This is a genomic window from Sorangiineae bacterium MSr11367 (assembly GCA_037157805.1).
Taxonomy (GTDB): domain Bacteria; phylum Myxococcota_A; class Polyangia; order Polyangiales; family Polyangiaceae; genus Pendulispora; species Pendulispora rubella.
Genome location: CP089983.1, coordinates 11,944,622 through 11,962,686, shown reverse-complemented (window position 1 = coordinate 11,962,686; position 18,065 = coordinate 11,944,622). Strand labels below are relative to the sequence as shown.

16 protein-coding genes are annotated in these 18,065 nt (G+C 66.9%); 7 read left to right on the top strand and 9 right to left on the bottom strand.

Going from position 1 to position 18,065, the window contains the following annotated elements; all coding sequences use genetic code 11:
- Positions 1-8: 8 nt before the first annotated feature.
- The 4 genes from LVJ94_46530 to LVJ94_46515 all read left to right on the top strand — a co-directional run bounded on the left by LVJ94_46530 (position 9) and on the right by LVJ94_46515 (position 4,426).
- Positions 9-1,709, top strand: a complete 1,701-nt coding sequence (locus tag LVJ94_46530) for a cyclic peptide export ABC transporter (GenBank protein ID WXB04349.1) — start codon at positions 9-11, stop codon at positions 1,707-1,709.
- Positions 1,710-1,820: 111 nt separating this feature from the next.
- On the top strand, positions 1,821-3,032 hold the full coding sequence (locus LVJ94_46525) for a hypothetical protein (protein WXB04348.1): 1,212 nt from the start codon (positions 1,821-1,823) through the stop codon (positions 3,030-3,032).
- Between the two features lie 15 nt (positions 3,033-3,047).
- Positions 3,048-4,250 carry a PepSY domain-containing protein gene (locus LVJ94_46520; protein ID WXB04347.1) on the top strand — a complete coding sequence of 401 codons (1,203 nt, stop codon included), beginning with the start codon at positions 3,048-3,050 and terminating at the stop codon, positions 4,248-4,250.
- Positions 4,247-4,426, top strand: a complete 180-nt coding sequence (locus LVJ94_46515; GenBank protein WXB04346.1) for a hypothetical protein — start codon at positions 4,247-4,249, stop codon at positions 4,424-4,426. The genes LVJ94_46520 and LVJ94_46515 overlap by 4 nt, the downstream gene beginning before the upstream one ends.
- Here LVJ94_46515 and LVJ94_46510 read toward each other — a convergent pair.
- On the bottom strand, positions 4,423-5,442 hold the full coding sequence (locus LVJ94_46510) for a hypothetical protein (GenBank protein ID WXB04345.1): 1,020 nt from the start codon (positions 5,440-5,442) through the stop codon (positions 4,423-4,425). The genes LVJ94_46515 and LVJ94_46510 overlap by 4 nt on opposite strands.
- A 64-nt stretch (positions 5,443-5,506) precedes the next feature.
- On the opposite strand from LVJ94_46510, the gene LVJ94_46505 reads away from it, so the two are divergent.
- Entirely contained in the window at positions 5,507-8,245 is a 2,739-nt protein-coding gene (locus LVJ94_46505) for a hypothetical protein (GenBank protein WXB04344.1), read from the top strand.
- Positions 8,246-8,277: 32 nt separating this feature from the next.
- Here the strand turns inward: LVJ94_46505 and purS are convergent, their stop codons facing one another.
- From purS to LVJ94_46470, 7 genes are all read right to left on the bottom strand, one after another.
- A complete protein-coding gene (gene purS / locus LVJ94_46500) occupies positions 8,278-8,526 on the bottom strand; it encodes a phosphoribosylformylglycinamidine synthase subunit PurS (GenBank protein ID WXB04343.1) in 249 nt (82 codons plus the stop codon).
- A 20-nt stretch (positions 8,527-8,546) separates the two neighbouring features.
- Positions 8,547-9,521, bottom strand: coding sequence for a phosphoribosylaminoimidazolesuccinocarboxamide synthase (locus tag LVJ94_46495; GenBank protein ID WXB04342.1), 975 nt, complete (start codon positions 9,519-9,521; stop codon positions 8,547-8,549).
- Positions 9,522-9,841: 320 nt separating this feature from the next.
- Positions 9,842-11,023: a site-2 protease family protein gene (locus LVJ94_46490; protein WXB04341.1), complete on the bottom strand. Its 1,182-nt coding sequence runs from the start codon at positions 11,021-11,023 to the stop codon at positions 9,842-9,844.
- On the bottom strand, positions 11,016-11,615 hold the full coding sequence (locus LVJ94_46485; GenBank protein WXB04340.1) for a hypothetical protein: 600 nt from the start codon (positions 11,613-11,615) through the stop codon (positions 11,016-11,018). The genes LVJ94_46490 and LVJ94_46485 overlap by 8 nt, the downstream gene beginning before the upstream one ends.
- Positions 11,603-11,812, bottom strand: a complete 210-nt coding sequence (locus tag LVJ94_46480; protein ID WXB04339.1) for a hypothetical protein — start codon at positions 11,810-11,812, stop codon at positions 11,603-11,605. Before LVJ94_46480 ends, LVJ94_46485 begins: the two co-directional genes overlap by 13 nt.
- Complete coding sequence (locus LVJ94_46475) at positions 11,809-12,660, bottom strand: MBL fold metallo-hydrolase (protein ID WXB04338.1); 852 nt, start codon at positions 12,658-12,660, stop codon at positions 11,809-11,811. Before LVJ94_46475 ends, LVJ94_46480 begins: the two co-directional genes overlap by 4 nt.
- Positions 12,657-13,841: a thiolase family protein gene (locus LVJ94_46470; protein WXB04337.1), complete on the bottom strand. Its 1,185-nt coding sequence runs from the start codon at positions 13,839-13,841 to the stop codon at positions 12,657-12,659. The genes LVJ94_46475 and LVJ94_46470 overlap by 4 nt, the downstream gene beginning before the upstream one ends.
- A 178-nt stretch (positions 13,842-14,019) precedes the next feature.
- Here LVJ94_46470 and LVJ94_46465 point away from each other — a divergent pair, with 178 nt between their 5' ends.
- On the top strand, positions 14,020-15,546 hold the full coding sequence (locus tag LVJ94_46465; GenBank protein WXB04336.1) for a serine/threonine protein kinase: 1,527 nt from the start codon (positions 14,020-14,022) through the stop codon (positions 15,544-15,546).
- On the opposite strand, the gene LVJ94_46460 is transcribed toward LVJ94_46465, so the two are convergent.
- The gene (locus LVJ94_46460) at positions 15,494-16,942 is read right to left on the bottom strand and encodes an MFS transporter (protein ID WXB04335.1); all 1,449 of its coding nucleotides are present in this window, start codon (positions 16,940-16,942) and stop codon (positions 15,494-15,496) included. The genes LVJ94_46465 and LVJ94_46460 overlap by 53 nt on opposite strands.
- Before the next feature lie 84 nt (positions 16,943-17,026).
- On the opposite strand from LVJ94_46460, the gene LVJ94_46455 reads away from it, so the two are divergent.
- Positions 17,027-17,917 (top strand): LysR family transcriptional regulator, encoded by an 891-nt coding sequence (locus tag LVJ94_46455; GenBank protein WXB04334.1) that lies wholly within the window; start codon positions 17,027-17,029, stop codon positions 17,915-17,917.
- Positions 17,918-18,065: the final 148 nt, after the last annotated feature.

Here is an 18,065-nt window from a genome sequence, read left to right as displayed (position 1 = left end):
GGAACCCCATGCCTTCCCACGACGAACCGTCCCACCCGCCGCCGCCCGAGGCGACCCTCGCCCGCGAGATCCTGCGCCTGCTCCGGCCCTTCCGCGTTCTCGCCGCCTTCTCCTCCGTCACCGGCGTGCTCTCCGGCCTGGGCATGGCTTGGCTCATCGCCACCCTCAACGCCTCGCTGCACGCGGAAAAGGGGAAGCTCGGTTCCATCCTGCTCGCCTTCGCGGCCCTCTGCCTCCTCGTCCTCGCCGGCGAAACCCTCGCCGCCGTCGGCAACAGCTTCGTTGGCCAGCGGGTCATCGCCAACCTGCGCAAGGAGGTCGTCGCCCGCATCGTGTGCGCGCCCATTCCGGCCATTCAGAAATACCGCGCGCCGCGCCTGCTCTCCACCTTGGGCCACGACGTCGACACCATCAGCGCCTTCTCCTTCAACGCGTCCGGTCTGCTCGTGGCCGTGGCCATCACCCTCGGTTGCCTCACCTACCTCGCGTTCCTCAGCCCTGGCCTCTTCGTCGTGGCCCTCGTTGCCATTGCCGTCGGACTCGCGGGCAACCTCGTCGCGGGGCGCATTTGGATGAAGGCCTACGCGGGCGTGCGCGATGCGCAGGACGATCTCCAAAAAGGCTACGTCGCCATCACCGAGGGGGCCAAAGAGCTGCGCATGAACCGCCGCCGACGCGCCCGCGTGCACGGCGTGCAACTCCGCGGCTCGGTCGATCGCATCCGCGATCTCAAAATGACCGCCATGCGCGCCTTCTGGGCCTCCCGCGCCTTCTCGGCCATGCTCTTCTTCGCCGGCATCGGCGCCATCGTGGCCTTGGGCGACCACTACACCGTCGACGCGGGCACGGTCAGCGGCTTCGCCCTCGTCCTGCTCTACATCAAAGGCCCCATCGAGCAGGTCGTCATCCAGCTCCCCTCGGTGGGCCAAGCGCAAATTTCCCTCAAGCGCGTCGCCGAGCTCTCCGCCGCCTTCCAGACGCCCGAACTCAGCCTCGCCGACACCACCGACACCGCACCCGCGCGCGATGCCCTGCAATCCATCGAACTGCGCGGTGCCCGCTACCGTTTCCCGGCCGCGCAAGGCTCCAGCACCTTCGAGCTCGGCCCCGTCGATCTCACGATTCAACAGGGCGAGACACTCTTCATCACCGGCGAGAACGGCTGTGGCAAAACGACGTTGCTCATGGTCCTTCTCGGTTTGTACGAGCCCACCGGCGGCGAGCTTCTTCTCGACGGCGCATCCGTCGAACCCCGGGCGCGCGACGCCTACCGCCAGCTCTTCTCGCCCGTCTTTTTCGACTACCTCCTCTTTCAGGACCTCATCACCCGCGCCGACTCGGATGCCGACCTGGCCCGCGACTATCTGGAGCGCCTCGAGATCGCCCACAAGGTCACCATCGAGGATGGTGCGTTTTCGACCATCGACCTCTCGGCCGGTCAACGGAAGCGTCTCGCCCTCGTGCAAGCCTACCTGGAGAATCGCCCCATTCTCGTCTTCGACGAGTGGGCCGCCGAGCAGGATCCCACCTTCCGTCGTGTATTCTACACGGAAATTCTCCCCGACCTGAAACGCCAGGGGAAGACGCTCGTGGTCATCTCCCACGACGATCGCTACTTTCACGTCGCCGACCGACGCGTCACCCTCCGCAGCGGACGCATCGTCGAAGACGTACGCCCCGCCTTGCCCTGGGCGGGGGTCGGCTCTTGACGCGCCCTCGAGGGCATGGAAAGAAAATGCGAATCATTCGCGACAAGGCTCCGCGATGAACCCTGCGCGCCGACGGACTGGGCGCGTGCTTACCAAACCGAAGGACGCGTTATGTCGAAATGGGTAAACTGGATTCTCGGCGGCTTGGCGCTGGCCGGGGTGGGCTGCAGCAGCGACAACGACAACAACCAGGCCGCGCCCGGACGTTATGCGATGGCCATCATCGTGTTTAGCCCAGGCGCCCCGCAAGGCACCACGTACCTGACATCGGTCGATTCGCCCGACGTGGCCACCATCGACACGAAAAACGGCCGCGAGTTCGCCGGCCAGGCCAACATTGCCTCGTACAACGGGTTCCTCTACGTGTCGCGCGGCGATCGCCCGGAGATCGAGCGGTACGTGCTGGATGCCAACAACCAGCTCGCGCTGGATACGACGGTCCCCGTTCTCAGCTTTGCCAACTTCGGCGTGCCCGCCGTATCCGTGGACGTCACGGTCAACACCTTCGTCAGCCCCACGAAGGCGTACATCATTGGGACGAACGGCACGCAGGTCGCGTGGAACCCCACGACCATGCAGCTCGGCAATGTGATTCCGCCGAACAACTTGCAGCGCGAAGGGTTCATCGACGTGAAGTCCTCGTCGGCCATCGCCCGCGGCAATCGCCTTTACCGTGTGTTCTATTGGTCGAACTTGACGGTGCAGCCGTACAAATTCTCCGACGAGCAACTGTTTGCCGTCTACGACACGGACACGGACAAGCTCATTTCCATGACGCCCGAGACGCGCTGCCCTGCGCTCGGCGGGCTTGCCTTCACCGACGAAGCTGGCACGGCCTATTTCAGCAATTGGTTTTACAACGTGCCCGGTACCCTGCAGGACGGCAAGCCGCCGAGCTGCATGCTGCGTCTGCCGCAGAACAGCGACACGCTCGACCCCAATTGGGCGCCGAAGTTCCGCGATCTCACCGGGGGTCACGAGGGGGCGCAACTCAGTTATGCCGGCGGGCGCACGGCCATCTTTGCCACCCTGCACCAAGAGGCCTTCCAGGACGTCAAGGCGGTCACCGCATTCCAATTGGTCTCCGGCGAAAATTGGGAGTCGTGGGCGTACAACCTCGACACCGGTGCAGCGAAGCCCATCGCGGGTATCGCCCGGCTTGGCGCGCAGCAGACGACCTTTCGCCTCGACGGGCGCACGTTCTTGCTCGCCCCCAACAAGGCCTTCAGCGAGTCGAAGGGCTACGAGATCAAGGCCGACGGCTCGGTGGCGCCCGCGTTCTCCATCTCGGGATTCAGCCGCGCCTTCGTCAAAATCAAATAGCGTGCGCGCTTTGCCATGACAGCGGCCGCGGGTTCCATTTCCGTGGAGAAAAAGGCGAGCCTCCAACGCTGGAGGCTCGTGCACACGTGGACGAGCGTCGTGTGTACGGCGTTCATGCTCGTGCTGTGCATCACGGGCCTGCCCCTCGTCTTCCGCGACGAGATCGACGCGGCGCTCGCCGCGCGGCCGTATGCGCGCGAGCTGCGCGATCTGGATGAGCGCACGCCCGTGAAGTCCATCGACGCCATCATCGCGCAGGGAAAGAGCCTGTACCCCACGAAGCACGTGCAGTTCGTCTTCTGGGATGCCGAGCGGCCGCACCTCATTGGCCTCGGGGTCGGGGAGGAGTTCGACTCGCCGCTGTCCAAGGTGCAGCGCGTCTTCTTCGACGACCGCACCGGCGAGGTGCGGGGCTCGGCACCGGCGGAAGGCGGCCTGACGGACTTCATCTGGAATCTGCACAAGAGCCTGTGCACCGGCATCCTGGGCGACTTGTTCCTGGGCATCATGTCCCTGGCCTTTCTCGCCTCCATCGTTTCGGGCGTGGTCGTCTACGGCCCCATGGCCCGGCGGATCGGGTTCGGCATCGTGCGCAAAGCGCGCGCGGCGCGGATCCGTTGGCTCGATATCCACAACCTGGTGGGAAGCACCACCTTGGCCTGGGCGCTCGTCGTCGGGGCCACGGGCTTCGTCAACACGCTGGAGGCGCCGTTTTTCGGCATCTGGAACCAGATGACCGTGCCCGCGCTCCTGGCCCCGTACAAAGGCAAGCCGCTTCCCGCGACCCGAAGCTCGGTCGATGATGCCGTCGCCACCGCGCGCGCCGCGCTTCCGGACATGACGCCGACCAGCGTGGGCTTTCCCGAATCGCGCTTTGGAAGCCCGCGCCATTACTTCATTTGGATGCACGGTTCGAGTTTGCTCACCGCGCGCATGTTCACGCCGGTGCTGGTGGAGGCCGACACCGGAAAGCTCGCCACCGCGCGCCGCTTTCCCTGGTACCTGCAGGCCCTGGAGATCTCGCGCCCTCTGCACTTTGGCGATTACGGCGGCATGCCGCTCAAGGTGCTCTGGGCCTTTCTCGACGTCCTCACCATCGTGGTCCTGGGCAGCGGCATCTACCTCTGGGTCGCGCGCCTCCGCGCCTCCCGTCCCATCACCGAGGAGGGCGACGCTGCGGCGGGCGGCCTCCCCTTGTCCGAGGAGCCCGCGGAATGAGCGCTCCGCCTCGCAGCTTCGTCCGCGTCTTCGCCATCCCCAGCGCCTTGGCCGCGCTCACCACGTTGGGCCTCCTCACGGCGTTGCTCGGCGTCGGCGAGTGGACGAGTTGGCTCGCGCTCACCGTTCCGATCGCGCTCACCTTCTACTGCCTCGCGCGCGGTCGCTTGGCTTAGAGCCCATTCGCCTGTTGGACGACGGCGAAGAGATCGCCCTTGTCGTACCAATCGACGCCGACGAAGGTGGGCACGCGCCCCGCTTCGTTCTTGCACTGCTCCACGCGCTTTCCGAGCACGCTCGCGACGTTCACCTGCTCGCCGTTTTCCGGCTTGGGTGGGCTGAGCCAGTGGTTCACCAGGAACAGCGGATTCGTCGTCGCCCCGCGATTGAGCCGGCACGAGAAATCCGTCGTGCTGGCGAACGAATACGGCGTGTCCCAGACGTTCGTCCAGGCCGGGTGCAGGTACGCGGGCGTGCCGCCGTTCTGCTCGAGGAAGATGACCGCGCGCTTGCCGCGGGCGATCATGTCGCCGAGGGTTGGCCACGGGGCGGTGGTCGATTCATGCGTGTACACGTAATCCGCGAGCCCGCTCGCTTGGAGCATCGCGGCCGTGTCGGCGTCGGCGATGCGGTTCTCGAAGATGATGCTGAACACCTCCCCCGGGTGCCCATCGAGGAACTTGGTGATCGTGCAAAGCTCGTCGAGCAGCCGCGTCTGGGCCAAGGCGCATGGCCCGTGGCAGAGAAAGGTCTGGTCCGGGAGCGACAGATCCCCGATGCGCTGCGCGCTGTCCTGCTTCTCGAGCGGATCGAAATAGGCCGTGTCGAGCATCATGCCGCGGATGCCATCGTCGAGCTGCTCGGCGATGCCGCGCGTCTGATTGGGTGGGGTGAAGTTGCCCGACACGAGCGAATAGGCATTGTGGGTCATCGGCACGGCCACGCGATCGTAAGTGCGCGAGCACAACGCCGGTGAGCCGTTGCACGTCGCCGGGACCTCCGTCACGCGCTGCCCGCGCTGGCACGTCTGCGCAAGGCCGGTGGTGCGCAAGGCCGGTGCATCGCTGGCCACGTCGGGGCCCGCATCGGGCTGCGGGGGGCTGGCCGGCGGGCTTTCGTCGTCGCTGGAGCAAGCTTGCATGACCAGAGCGACGGGCACGGAGAGCAAAGCGGCGAGCGCGAACGTCCTCACGATGCCGCAGTATAGCCGCCGCAAGCGTTGACATACATCGGATGAATTCTTTACTGTCGAGCGCATGCGAAGCGGACGATGGCCCCTGTTCCCAGCGCTTCTCGCCTCGATGACCGGATGCGCTTCGCGCGCGATTCTTTACGCATCTCCGGATGGGCGCGGTACGGATTGCACGGAATCCCGTCCCTGCGATCTCGCGGGCGCACAGGCTCGCGCGCGCGACCTAGCGACCGATACATCGGATGATATCACGGTCCAGCTCCTCGAAGGAACGTACCGCCTCGCGCGCGCCTGGACCTTTGGGCCGGAGGATTCGGGGGCCGCGGGCCGGCGGATCGTGTGGCAGGCGGCGCCCGGCGCGCATCCCACGATCCACGGCGGCGTGCGCGCGACGGGGTTCGTGCGCATCGACGAGGCGCGCAACGTGTGGCGCGCGAAAGCGCCCGCCGGTGCGAGCGGCCGTCAGATGTGGGTCGACGGCGTGCGGGCCGATCGCGCGCGCACCGCCCACGGCGCCATCGCCTTTACGCCGACCGCGCGCGGCCTTTCCACCGTGAACGGCGACACGACGTTCCGCGCGTGGACCTTTCGCCCCGGCATCGAGGTGATGAACGATCACCAATGGAAGCACCTGCGCTGTCCCGTGGTCGGCATCGAGCCGACCACCGACACCGTGCCCGTGCCGCACGATCCCGAGAACGAGGGCGGGCCGTTTCCGACGCCGTCGCGCGAGGGAACCACCTTGGTCATGGAGCCCACGTGCTGGCGCATCAATATGCTTTCGCCCTTGCGACCGGGCTTTCCCTTCCACGGCAGCGGCATGCCGCGCATGGACAATGCGACATGGGTCGAGGGCGCCAAGGAGCTGCTCGGCACGCCGGGGCAATTCTGGTTCGACTCCTCGGCCGGCGATTTGTATTACGTCCCGCGCCCCGGCGAGGACCTCACCAAGGCCGACGTCGAGCTGCCCCTCGCCGACGGGCTGCTCCATGTGAAGGGCACGCCGGGGCACCTCACCCCGGTCAACGACGACGATGCGAGCGCGGTGTACGGCGGCGCATGGCAGCACTTCGGGCAGCGCGGGCACGGTGATTTTCGCGACGACGTGACCGCCACGCAGTCGCGCGATGCGGTGGCGACCATCACCTTCACCGGCACGGGCCTCGACGTACTTGGCGAGCGCAACGCGGACCAAGACTCCATCGAGGCCGTAGTGCAGGACGATGCCACCGGCGCCGTCGTGCGCCAGGACACCGCCGACACGGCATCGCCGGATCGCGTCGCGCAGCAGGTCGTCTACTCGGTGGCCGGCTTGCCCAAGGCGAAGTACCGCCTCACCCTGCGCAAGCACTCCACGGAGCCAACATGGCTCGTGCTCGACGGCTACGTGGTTCTGCCCGAGCCGCTGCAAACGGTCCACGATCTCGCCTTCCGCGGGCTGACCTTCGCCTACGCGGCCTGGTCCGAGCCGGATCGCGGCGGGTACATCGACAACCAGGCAGGCAACCTCTGGGATCCGGCGACGGGGCTGCCGCGGCACATCCCCGGCGCCATTGCCGTGCGGCGCGGCCAGCGCATCGAGTTTGCCGACAATACGTTTACGCACCTGGGCGGGGCCGGCGTCGAATTGGCCGACGGTACGCAGGATTCCTCCATCGTGGGCAATCGCATCGACGATGTTTCCGGTGGCGGACTGCTCGCGGGCGAGGTCGATGATTACTATTTGAACGATACCCAGACGACGCGGATGACCCGCGGAAACACGTTGTCGAACAACGCCGTGACGAACACCGGGGTGGACTACCACGACACCGTCGGCATCTGGGTCGGCCACGCGCGCCGCACCACGGTGGCGCACAACTTGGTCGCGCATGCATCGTACACCGGGATTTCACTGGGCTGGGGGTGGGGCTGGGCCTCCACGTGCGAGCAGCAAAAGGCCGACAAACCGAATCAACCGTGCCGCCGCGGCACGCTTTGGTCGGGGGCCAACCGCATCGTGGGCAATCGCATCTACGATGTGATGCGCACCTTGGTGGACGGCGGGCCGATTTACACCTTGGGCGGCCAGCGCATCCTCGACGGCATCGTGCCGGAGGAATCGGGCAACGCCGTTTCCACGGCCGCATCGTGCTTTCACATGCTCTACCACGACGAAGGTAGTTCGTATTGGCGCACCCACGACAACGTGGTGTTCAACACCGGCGGCCATTGGCTCGGTATCTGGCTGCGCACGGCGCACGACAACCAAATTGGGGCCGACGGGACGAATTACACGGACAACCCCGAGAAGCACGGTGACTGGGGGAGCAACAACACGATTCAGCCCGCACAGGTGCTCCCCTTCGGCGAATGGCCTGCGGCTGCACAATCGATCCTCGCGCAATCGGGCCTGGAGCCCGCCTACCGCGCGCTGGCCCCTCGCTCCAACTTCGTCAACGATCCGGACGACGGCCCGCTCTATTCATCGGACGCGCGCTCGCGCCAATGGCAAACATCGACATTCCGCAGCTATGGCGACTTTGGCGGCGATGTGCATTATGCCACCGCCGACGGCGCCGCGGTGAGATTCCCCTTTACGGGTACGGGTATATCCGTCTTCGGCGAGCGCAATGCCGATCAAGGCGAGGTGGAAGTCTACGTCGACGGCACCTCCCGAGGCCGCATCGACACCTCGGCCCCCTCGCGCCAGGTGCGGCAGGAGATCTTCGCAGTCCACGGCCTCGCGAGCGCCCCACACACCCTCACGGTGGTAAAGCGCTCGGGCTCCTACGCGACCATCGACGCGTTCCAGCTGGATTGAGCTTTGGCCCAGCCTGGCCGGATGCCAGGGCTCTAGCCGAGCTTGACCTCGTAGTCCTCGATGACCGGGTTGGCGAGCATCTCGTCGGACATCTTGGCGAGGCGCTCGGTCAGGTCCTTGGGGTCCTTCGAGTGGGCCTCGTCGATTTCGATCTCGACGATCTTGCCGATGCGCACGTTCTTGACGCCTTCGAAGCCGAGCGTGCCCAGGGCGCGTCGCACTGCATCGCCTTGCGGATCGAGTACCTCGGACTTGAGCCTCACCACGACGGTCGCCTTCATGTCATCTCTCCGTGTTCTTCCTAAAGACCCAAATTTTTGCGAATGCGGGCGATCGGTTCGTCGGTGTCGGGTACGAATGTCTCGCCGGTGATGCGTTCGTACGCGCTGATATAGCGCTTTGCGGCGCCCGCGCGCACCTCGTCCGGTAGCGGGGGCGGCGGTCCGTCGTAGTTGTAGCCGAGGTTCGTGTAGTAACTTCGGACGAAGTCCTTGTCGAAGGGCGCGGGATCTTCGCCCTTGGCGAAGCGCTCTTCGTAGGTGTCGGCCATCCAGAAGCGCGACGAGTCCGGTGTGTGGATCTCGTCGATGAGCACGATGCGACCGTCCTTGGTCTTGCCCATCTCGTATTTGGTGTCGGCCAGGATGAGTCCGTGCGCACCCGCCAGCTTGGCGCCGACGTCGAAGAGGCGCATGGCCATGTCCGCCGCCACGTCGAAGTCCGCCGCGGTGACCTTGCCCTGGGCGAGGATCTCCTCGCGCGACATGGTCACGTCGTGCTCGCCGAGCGGCGCCTTCGTCGCGGGCGTGAGGATGGGCGCGGGCAGGCGCTGGTTCTTGCGCAGGCCTTCCGGCAGCGGGTGCCCCGCGAAGACGCGCGCGCCCTTTTGGTAGTGCGTCCACGCGCTGGTTCCCGTCGAACCGGTGATGTATGCGCGCACGACCATCTCGACGAGAAGCGGCTCGCACTCGACACACTCGAGCACGTTGGGATCGGGCACGCTGAGCAGGTGGTTGTCGGCGACGGAGCGCGTTTGCTCGAACCACCACGCGGCCAACCGATTGAGCACCTGCCCCTTGAACGGGATGGTCCCCAGCACATGATCGAACGCGCTGATCCGGTCCGTCACGACGATGTAACGGCGCCCGTCCGCGGTGCTGTAATTGTCGCGGACTTTGCCCTCGTACTTGGCACCCAGCGACGGAAAATCCGTCCCGCCCAGCGCACGCCCGAGCCCCAGACGGATGTCCTGGTCGAGCTTCTCGTCGTTCGACATGCCCCCGTCCTACTCCCCAACGCGCCGCGCCGGAAGCCGTTTCATCGGATTCCGCGTAAAATTCGACGAATCGTGGCGAACTCGCCCGTCCTTGGCCGAGGCCGCCCAAGAGGTAGACGGGCCGTTACGTCAATGGGCGGTTCGCCGCCTTCCTCGGCGCCTCGTGGGCAGCGACGATGGAATGGTCTTCTACTTTCAATACGATGGATCGAAGTCCGTTCTCGTATTTGCCAATGAGCAGTTTCAATGGTCCGCGGCAACGCGGGGCTCACCTCGCGCTGATCATTCGCCATTGTTTCGTGTCCGTGCTTCTTTGCCGCTCACATCGTGATCGGAGCGGGCATGAAGAGCAGCACGAACATTGCCAATGTCACGATGGCGATGACCGCACGCCCGCGCCCGAGGGGCTCGGCGCTCGTGATGGGGTGGTCGAACAAGGCGTGACGTCGGAGCACGCCCCAGCGGACGTCCATCGCGAGAAACAAGCCGAGCCCCACGAACCATCCGAACCAGAGGAGCGTTCCCTTTACACCGGTGAGCTCCTGGCCGAGCATGGCCATCATCACCAGGCCCACGGTGGCCAGGATGCGGGTGCGCAAGGACATCGCATCGGCCGAGCGCGCGTGGCGTTGGCTCGAGAACGTCCCGAGGACGGCCATGAACTCGAAGAGCCCGAGCCAAGGGATGGCATTGGCCACGTGCTGGCCGATGCGAAAGAGCCCGAACCCGGCGCGCACGTCCCGCAGGATGAAGCTTGCCAGGCTGACGAAGAAGAAGGCCAACAGCGAGCGGTGCACGAAGGGGGCGACCTTGTCCTGCTTCGGGCCCAAGAGCGCGTAGGCGATGTGGCCGCCGTCGAGCTGGCCGATGGGCAGCAGGTTGATCATCGTGATGAACATGCCAATCCATGCGGCGTAGGCCACCGGCGACAGCGACAGGTCCATCCCCGCAGGGATCGCGGGTGCGAAGAAATGGTCGAGCGTCTTGAGCAGAATGGACTCGCCGAGCTGGCCCGCTTCCATCGTGTTGGCCACGAGCTGCGAGTGCGCCGCTCCCCACGCGTAGGCGGGGATGGCCACCACCAAGCCGGCCAGCGGCCCCGCGGCGCCGATGTCGAGCAGGGCACGGCGCGTGTCGATGTCCCCGCGCATGCGAATGACGGCCCCCATCGTGCCGAAGGGCGAGACGGGAAACGGCAGCGGGATGAAGAATGGAAGCGACGCGTCCACCTTGTGGAGCCGCGCGGCGATGAAATGCCCGAATTCGTGCGCGAGCAAGATGGCCAGCAAGGTCACCGTGAAGGGCGCGGCCATGGCCGCCCGCTCCGCCCAATTCGCGGAATCGCTGAACGCCTGCGTCCCCGTCCAGAAGACGCTCGCGGCGGTGGCGAGAAAGAGCCCGAGGTTCGTGCGCCAGGCCAGCGGCCGCCGTTCGTCCTGGGTCACCTCGCCGGGCGGTCCCGGGTCGGCGTTGGGGGCCGAGCTTGCCCGATCGCTATTCACGGAGTGCGTCACGGAGTGCGACGGCGAGTCGCTCGAGTTGGGGTGAGAGCCTTGCATCCAACGATCCGAGGTCGGTTTGAAGGGAGAGGGACCCCGAAGCAAGCTCCGGGTTTTCGCGGATTTCCACGCATTCGGGTGGGAGCCCGAAAGCGGAAACGTTGGACCGAAGCTCCTCCACGTCGAGGGGGCACGCCTCAATGACCACCTTCCGCGCGCCCCTCGCTTCCGCCAAGGCTGCCTGGGCCATATGCACGATACGATGGTGTTCCACGCGAAGCGTTGCGCCGATGAGCCGCTCCGCCAGGAGCACGGCAAGCGCGACCGTGCGATCCAGATCGTCCTCCGCCTGCTGCTCGTTTCGCCGCCGCAAGGTCAGGTAATGCGCGGCCAGCTCCGTTTCCACGTGCGCCCGCGCCTCGTGGTACGCGCGTGCCCGCGCCCGTTCGGTCACCTCGGCGGCGGCCTGGTGGGCATCGACCAGAGGGCGCGGAAGCACCCGCCCACGCGGGCCATCGCCCACGTGCCGCCCGAACGGCGTGGCCTTCTCCGCCGCCTCGCCGCGGATCACCGTCCCGCGCGCTATGTGGGCCATGGCTGCTCCATCCGCTCGAGATCGCGCAAGATCGACTGAATCGCGTCGGCCAGCTGGCGCGCCCGGGCCTGTTTGCTCGAATGCGCATCCAGCGCGAGCTCTCTCCGCACCCCGTCGACGCTCGAACCGAGCGCGCGTGCCGCCTCCGGCTCCTCGAGCACGATGCAGGTGGCCAGGTACGCCTTCTGCCACGTCATGACGCCCGCCAGAGATCGCCGTCGAAGGCGGCGGCGCCGTCGTAGACGAGCTTGTCCAAGTGCGCACGCAGGCTCAAACGCGCGATGGGCCACAGATGCACGGGCGTATCGTCGTAGGCGCTCGCCACCAGATCGTCCAAGTCCGCGCCCTTCTCGCCCTCCGCACCGAGCGCCGCGCGCACCTTCGCCTCGCGCATACCGCGGTGCACGATGTACTTGCGAAACAGCGCCGACGGCTCGTCGATGGGATCGCCGTGGGCCGGCAGCGCCAGCCGCGCGCCCAGCGACTCCAGCCGCGCCAGCTGCTCCAGGTAGATCCGCATGTCGCCGTCGCCCGGCGCAATCAAGATGGTTCCCACGCTCGCCACCATGTCGCCCACCACGACGGTGCCGCGCTCTCGTTCATGGAGGCACACGTGGCCTGGGGCATGCCCCGGCGTGTGCAGCACCTGCCACGTCTCGGGGATCGGCCCATCGAGCGCGAGCGTGTCTCCATCGGCGAGCGCCCGCGTAACGTGCGCGGCGAGCTCCGGCTCGAGCCGCGCCGTCGTCTCCGGGTGCGCCCAGACGGGCAGCGAAAGCTCGCGCGCGAGCACGGCGAGTCCGCCCACGTGGTCCGGGTGATGGTGCGTCGCGCAGATAGCCACCGCACGCCGCCCTTGCGAGGCGAGCGCGCGCGCCCACTCGAGGAACGCGCGCTGCTCGTCGTCGTACGGCGTCGAGGGTTCGACGAGAAGAACATCGCGCGAGCCCAACGCATAGCTGTTCGTGTGCGTCGCCGGCGGCAAGGTCGGCGTGCGCACCGGAAACAGATCCAGCGTCGCGGAGAGCTCGCGCGGGCGAATCACCGCTCGACGACCAGGGCCAAGGCCTCGCCGCCGCCGATGCAGATGGCCGCCACGCCGCGCTTCTTGCCTTGATCCTGCATCGCATGCAGCAACGTCGTCACGATGCGCGCACCCGAGGCGCCGATGGGATGGCCGAGCGCCACCGCACCGCCGCGCACGTTGACGCGCTGCGGGTCGAGGCCCAGTTGCTTGATGGCCACCATCGACACCACCGCGAAGGCCTCGTTGATCTCGTACAGATCGATGTCGCCCGTCTTGAGCCCCGTGCGCTTGCACACCGCGTCGATGGCCTTGATGGGCGCCGTGGTGAACTGCGTCGGCTCGTGCGCCGCGCTCGCGTACCCGACGATGCGCGCCAGTGGCGTCAGGTTGTGCGCCTTCACGGCGGCCTCACTGGCCAACACCAGGGCGCACGCCCCATCGTTGATCGACGACGCGTTGGCGGCCGTGATGGTCCCATCCTTCGAGAAGGCCGGCTTCAGCGAGGCGAACTTCGACGGATCGCCCTTGGCCGGCCCCTCGTCGTCCTTCACCTCGAGCGGGTCGCCCTTCCTCTGCGGAACCTTGACCGGCGTGATCTCCTTGGCGAAGAGCCCCTCACGCTGGGCGGCGAGGGCGCGGCGGAAGCTCTCGCGGGCGTATTCGTCCTGCGCCTCACGCGTGAAGCCGTACTCCTTGGCGCACGAATCGCCGCAATTGCCCATGTGGATGTTGTTGTACGGATCCCACAGGCCGTCGAAGATCATCCCGTCGACGATTTTTCCATCGCCCATGCGGTACCCGCCGCGGGCCTTGTCGAGGTAGTAGGGCACATTTGACATCGACTCCATGCCGCCCGAAACCACGAGCTCGGCATCTCCCAGCGCCACCGTCTTGGCGCCAAACAGGATTGCCTGCAGGCCCGAGCCACAGACCTTTCCCACCGTGGTGGCGGGCACCGTGTTGGGAATCCCCGCATAAATCATGGCTTGGCGCGCAGGGGCCTGGCCGATGCCGGCCGAGAGCACATTGCCCATGAAGACCTCGCCGACCTGATCGGGCGTGACGTTGGCCTTCTCCAGTGCGCCTCGAATGGCGGTCGCGCCCAGCTCCGGCGCGCGCAAGGAGGAGAGGCTGCCCAAAAAGGCCCCGATGGGGGTACGCGAAGCCGAAACGATGTAAACGGGCGCGGTCGTCGTCATGGGAAATCTCCTAGGGGTTAGGGGCTAGCCCCTGACCCCCTAGCCCTAGCACACCTCCGCGTACCGAACGGCCATTGCGGGGGTGACACGGCGGCGGACGTTGCTAGAGCCCCTCGCTGGGCTTAGTCTTCGAGGAGATACGGTGCCCCGTTCCATTCCTTGCCCTCACTGTGCACGCATGCACGACGAAGCTCTTCCCGTTTGCCCCATTACGGGAAGAAAAATCGCGGAGAGCACCGCGTTCTCGTCTTCTTCTTCTGCGTCCGCGCCGGCACCGGCCCACCGCGGCGCCATCTCCAATACGGGCGGCGGCTCGGACCGCCCGGGTCTCACCGGTCCTACTGGCGAGCGTCGGTCGTTGATCGAACGCGGCGGTCGCAACCTGCTGGGCAAGCGAATCGGTGGAAAGTACATCGTTCGCTCCGTCCTCGGCGAGGGCGGCATGGGCACCGTGTACGAGGCCGAGCACGTGGCCATCGGCCGTGCGGTCGCGGTGAAGGTGCTGCACCCCTCGCAGGCCCGCAAAAAGGTCAGTGTGAAGCGCTTCCACCACGAAGCGCGCGCGGCCGGTGCCATCGGCCACCCGAACATCTGCGAGGTCTACGACCTCGGCGAGCTGGAAGATGGCAGCCCCTACCTGGTGATGGAGCGCCTCCTTGGCGAGACGCTGGCCGATCGCATCGCACGCGAAGGCGTGCTGCCCTACGACGAAGTGCTCGACCTCATCACGCAGGTCCTCTCGGGCCTCATCGCCGCGCACGAGAAGGGCATCGTGCACCGCGACATCAAGCCGGAGAACGTGTTTCTCGCGCGCCGTGTGGGCTGCCCGGCCATCGCGAAGATTTTGGACTTCGGCGTCTCCAAGATGCTGCCCTCGGGCGATCGCGCGGAGGAGGAGCTGCACCTCACGCGCACCGGCATGGTCATGGGCACGCCGTTTTACATGTCGCCCGAGCAGGCGCGCGGCGATCGCGATCTCGACGCGCGGGTCGATCTGTATGCGTGCGGCGTCATCATGTACGAGGCGCTCACCGCCCGCCGTCCGTTCCTCGCGCCGAACTACAACGCGCTGCTCTTGCAGATCCTCACCACGTCGCCGCGGCCCATTCGGGAGCTGCGCCCCAACGTGCCCGACGCCATCGAGCGCGTCGTCGAAAAGGCCATGCGCCGCTCGCGCGACGATCGGTACCGCAACGCGGTCGACTTCCAGAGCGATCTGAAAGGCCTGCGCGACGACTACAGCGGGCCCACACGCCTGCACCCCATCTCGCCCGAGTTGGTCGAGGCCGCGCGGCAGTCGTTTCTGCGATCGCCCACGCCCGCGGCATCGCGCCAAGTGCCTACGCCGGCCCCTGCAAGGCCGCCGCCCCCATTTCAGCCCGCAGTGACCGGCCCGAGCGACGAAGAGCGGCGTCTGGCCGCCCAGGCCGACGCGTTCGACGACATGCCCACCGAGATCCAGCGGACGGATTTTCGGCCGCGCCCCTATGACGACGACGACGAAATCGCGGCCACCGAGGTGCGGCACGACGCCATCGAGATGCTCCGCGCCGCGCGCACGGGTCAGCGGCGCGCGGCCGCCGCCACGCCGCCTGCGACCGAGGGTGAGGACATCACCTTGAAACTCGACAACCCGGACGACGTGACGGAAATCATGCGCGAGGCACGGGATCGCCTGCGCGGTTCCAAGACGCCGCGAAGGTAATCGCCCGCCCGCCGGCCAGCGCCAGCAGCGCCAGCACGAGAAAGCGCCCCTGCGCGGAGGGCAGCAGCGCGAGGAGCGCCACGATGGTCGCACCGCCCAACGTGCGCCCGACCTGCATGAAACCGGTTACCGCGCCGCGTTTTGCCCAAGGCACGCGCGACTGCGGGCCCACCAGGGTCGAGTTTGCGGTGGCACCCAGGCCGAGCCCCACGATGCCCAGGGCGGCAAAGACGCACCACGTCGGTGCATGCATCCGCGCCGCGAGCGCGACGAGCAAGGTGCCCACGCCGGAAAGCGAGATGGCTGCGCGGGAGACGGCCACGGCACCGAGGCGCACGAGGAGCTTCACACCGAGCGCCGAGCCGACAGCCCACGCCACGAGGAAGGGAATCAGCGCCACACCCGCGAGCACGGCGCTTTCGTGCCGCTCGGTCGCGAACCAAAACGGGACGTAGGCCGGAATCGCGTACATGAGTCCACCGGCGAAAAGGCTTCCGATGGCCCCGGCACGCACGACGGGATCCGCGAGCTCGGCGAAGGGGAGCAGGGGAGGCGTGCCCGCATCGTCGCGCAGGCTGCGCTCTTCGCGCACGAGCATCACGGCGAACACACCGGCCATCGCGAGCAGGGCCACGCGCACCGCGTGACCGAAGGCCGCCTGATCCTCCAGGCCGAGGAGCATGGCCGAGGCCGCGAGGGCGAACAGAATGGTCCCGCGCACGTCGAGGTTCGTTTTCACGAAGGCCGAAAGCTCATGCCACGAGCGCACGTTGGCGGAGCTCGCCGCGCGCCCCGGCGGGTCGACGTACGACGCGAGCAGCAAGGCCACGGCGGCGACCCCGAAGGGGACATTGACGTAGAAGACCCAGCGCCACGACACCGACGAGACGATGAGGCCGCCGATGACCGGCCCCGCCGCATTGGCCGCGCCCCACGCGGCCATGAACAGAGCCTGCACGCGGGCGCGCTCTTCGAGCGTGTACAAATCGCCGATGACCGTGGGCACGAGCGGGCCGATGGCGCCGACGCCCAGGCCTTGAAGCGTGCGTGCGGCGATGAGCTCGTGCATCGAGTGGGCGGCCCCGCAGAGAACCGAGCCGAGCAAAAAGAGGGTCATGCCCGCCGTGAAGATGGGGCGCCGTCCGGCGCGGTCGGCGAGCTTGCTGAAAACGGGAATGGAGACGGCGGAGGCGACGAGGAAGCTCGCGTAGACCCAGGAAAACAGATGCGTCCCCCCCAATTCGCGCACGATGCTGGGCATGGCAGTCGTCGGCACCGTTCCTTCGAAGGCGCTGACGACCAACGCCGTCATCATGGCGAGGGTCGCGATCTTCCGTCGTGTCCCCGCGGTGGCTGCTGGTCCGTCCAGCAACGACGAAGACACCGTGGAAGTCATGGTCTGACTATGGTCGCGGCAACGCCATGCGTCGAGTGAATGACCCGAATAGCCGGCATGCAGATTCGGTATAGACTGGAACGCATGGACGAAAGCGAACTGCGCGCCTTCACCGCACTTGCCCGCGAGCTCCGGTTCACGCGCGCCGCGAAGTCGCTCAACGTTTCGCAGCCGACTTTGTCGCGCCTCGTGCAACGTCTCGAACGGCAATTGGGGGCGAAGCTGGTCGTCCGCGCGCCGCAAGGCGTGGTCCTCACCGATGCGGGTGAGCGCTTTCTTCCACACGCCGAGCGCGCGCTCGCATCCATCGATTCGGGCGTGGCCGAGGTGAGCGAGCTCGCGGGCGAACCACGCGGTGAGGTAAGGCTCGGCGCACTCCCCACCGTGGTCGCGTACGTGCTCCCTCCGGTGGTGGCCGCGTTCCACAAGTCGTACCCCGCGGTGAAACTCATCGTGCTCGAAGGTGGCACCGGCGGCCTAGAGGCGAAGGTCGCCCGCGGCGAGCTGGATGTCGCCATGGTGCAGTACCCGCCGAAGAGCGAGGAGCTCTCCGCGTTGCTCCTCTGGCGCGAAGAGCACCGCCTGGCCCTTCCGCCGCACCACCGACTCGCGGGCAGCAAGAAGCCCATCGCGCTGCAGTCGCTCATCGACGAACCGTTCGTCGTCATCCCCGGCACCATCGGCATGCGCAAAATGGAAGAAGTCTGCGCGGCCGCCGGCAAACGCCCCTCCGTCGCCCTCGAGACCGACAACCTGGAGAGCGTCCGCCGCATGATCGAGGCCGGCCTCGGCGTCTCCCTCGTCCCCGAGCTCATGGCCCGCGACAAACGCTGGCGCGTCGAGCCTATCCCCATCTCGGGCGGTGTCGTCTTCCGCCAAGTCTGCGTCGTCCACCGCGGCGCCGGCTACCTCACCGCCGCTGCCCGAGCCCTGCGCAACGCGATCGTGGCACACGCCAAGACGCTCAAGTTCTAGGCCCCTTCTCAATGGAGCGGCAGGCACAGAAGATTGAGAAAAAAGAAGAGAAGAAGAGAGATGAGCTGCCCCCACTCGCCACGCGTCCTCGGCGGCGGGCCGCCTGCGGGCGCGTGGCGGTCTCCCCCAAATGCTCGGCGGCTGGGCC

Bases quoted from the DNA above. Each gene is read 5' to 3' on its own strand.
- LVJ94_46530 (WXB04349.1), top strand. From the start codon at position 9: ATGCCTTCCCACGACGAACCGTCCCACCCGCCGCCGCCCGAGGCGACC.
- LVJ94_46515 (WXB04346.1), top strand. From the start codon at position 4,247: ATGAGCGCTCCGCCTCGCAGCTTCGTCCGCGTCTTCGCCATCCCCAGC.
- purS (WXB04343.1), bottom strand. From the start codon at position 8,526: ATGAAGGCGACCGTCGTGGTGAGGCTCAAGTCCGAGGTACTCGATCCG.
- LVJ94_46505 (WXB04344.1), top strand. From the start codon at position 5,507: ATGCGAAGCGGACGATGGCCCCTGTTCCCAGCGCTTCTCGCCTCGATG.
- LVJ94_46480 (WXB04339.1), bottom strand. From the start codon at position 11,812: ATGACGTGGCAGAAGGCGTACCTGGCCACCTGCATCGTGCTCGAGGAG.
- LVJ94_46495 (WXB04342.1), bottom strand. From the start codon at position 9,521: ATGTCGAACGACGAGAAGCTCGACCAGGACATCCGTCTGGGGCTCGGG.
- LVJ94_46525 (WXB04348.1), top strand. From the start codon at position 1,821: ATGTCGAAATGGGTAAACTGGATTCTCGGCGGCTTGGCGCTGGCCGGG.
- LVJ94_46485 (WXB04340.1), bottom strand. From the start codon at position 11,615: ATGGCCCACATAGCGCGCGGGACGGTGATCCGCGGCGAGGCGGCGGAG.
- LVJ94_46455 (WXB04334.1), top strand. From the start codon at position 17,027: ATGGACGAAAGCGAACTGCGCGCCTTCACCGCACTTGCCCGCGAGCTC.
- LVJ94_46465 (WXB04336.1), top strand. From the start codon at position 14,020: ATGCACGACGAAGCTCTTCCCGTTTGCCCCATTACGGGAAGAAAAATC.
- LVJ94_46520 (WXB04347.1), top strand. From the start codon at position 3,048: ATGACAGCGGCCGCGGGTTCCATTTCCGTGGAGAAAAAGGCGAGCCTC.
- LVJ94_46460 (WXB04335.1), bottom strand. From the start codon at position 16,942: ATGACTTCCACGGTGTCTTCGTCGTTGCTGGACGGACCAGCAGCCACC.
- LVJ94_46470 (WXB04337.1), bottom strand. From the start codon at position 13,841: ATGACGACGACCGCGCCCGTTTACATCGTTTCGGCTTCGCGTACCCCC.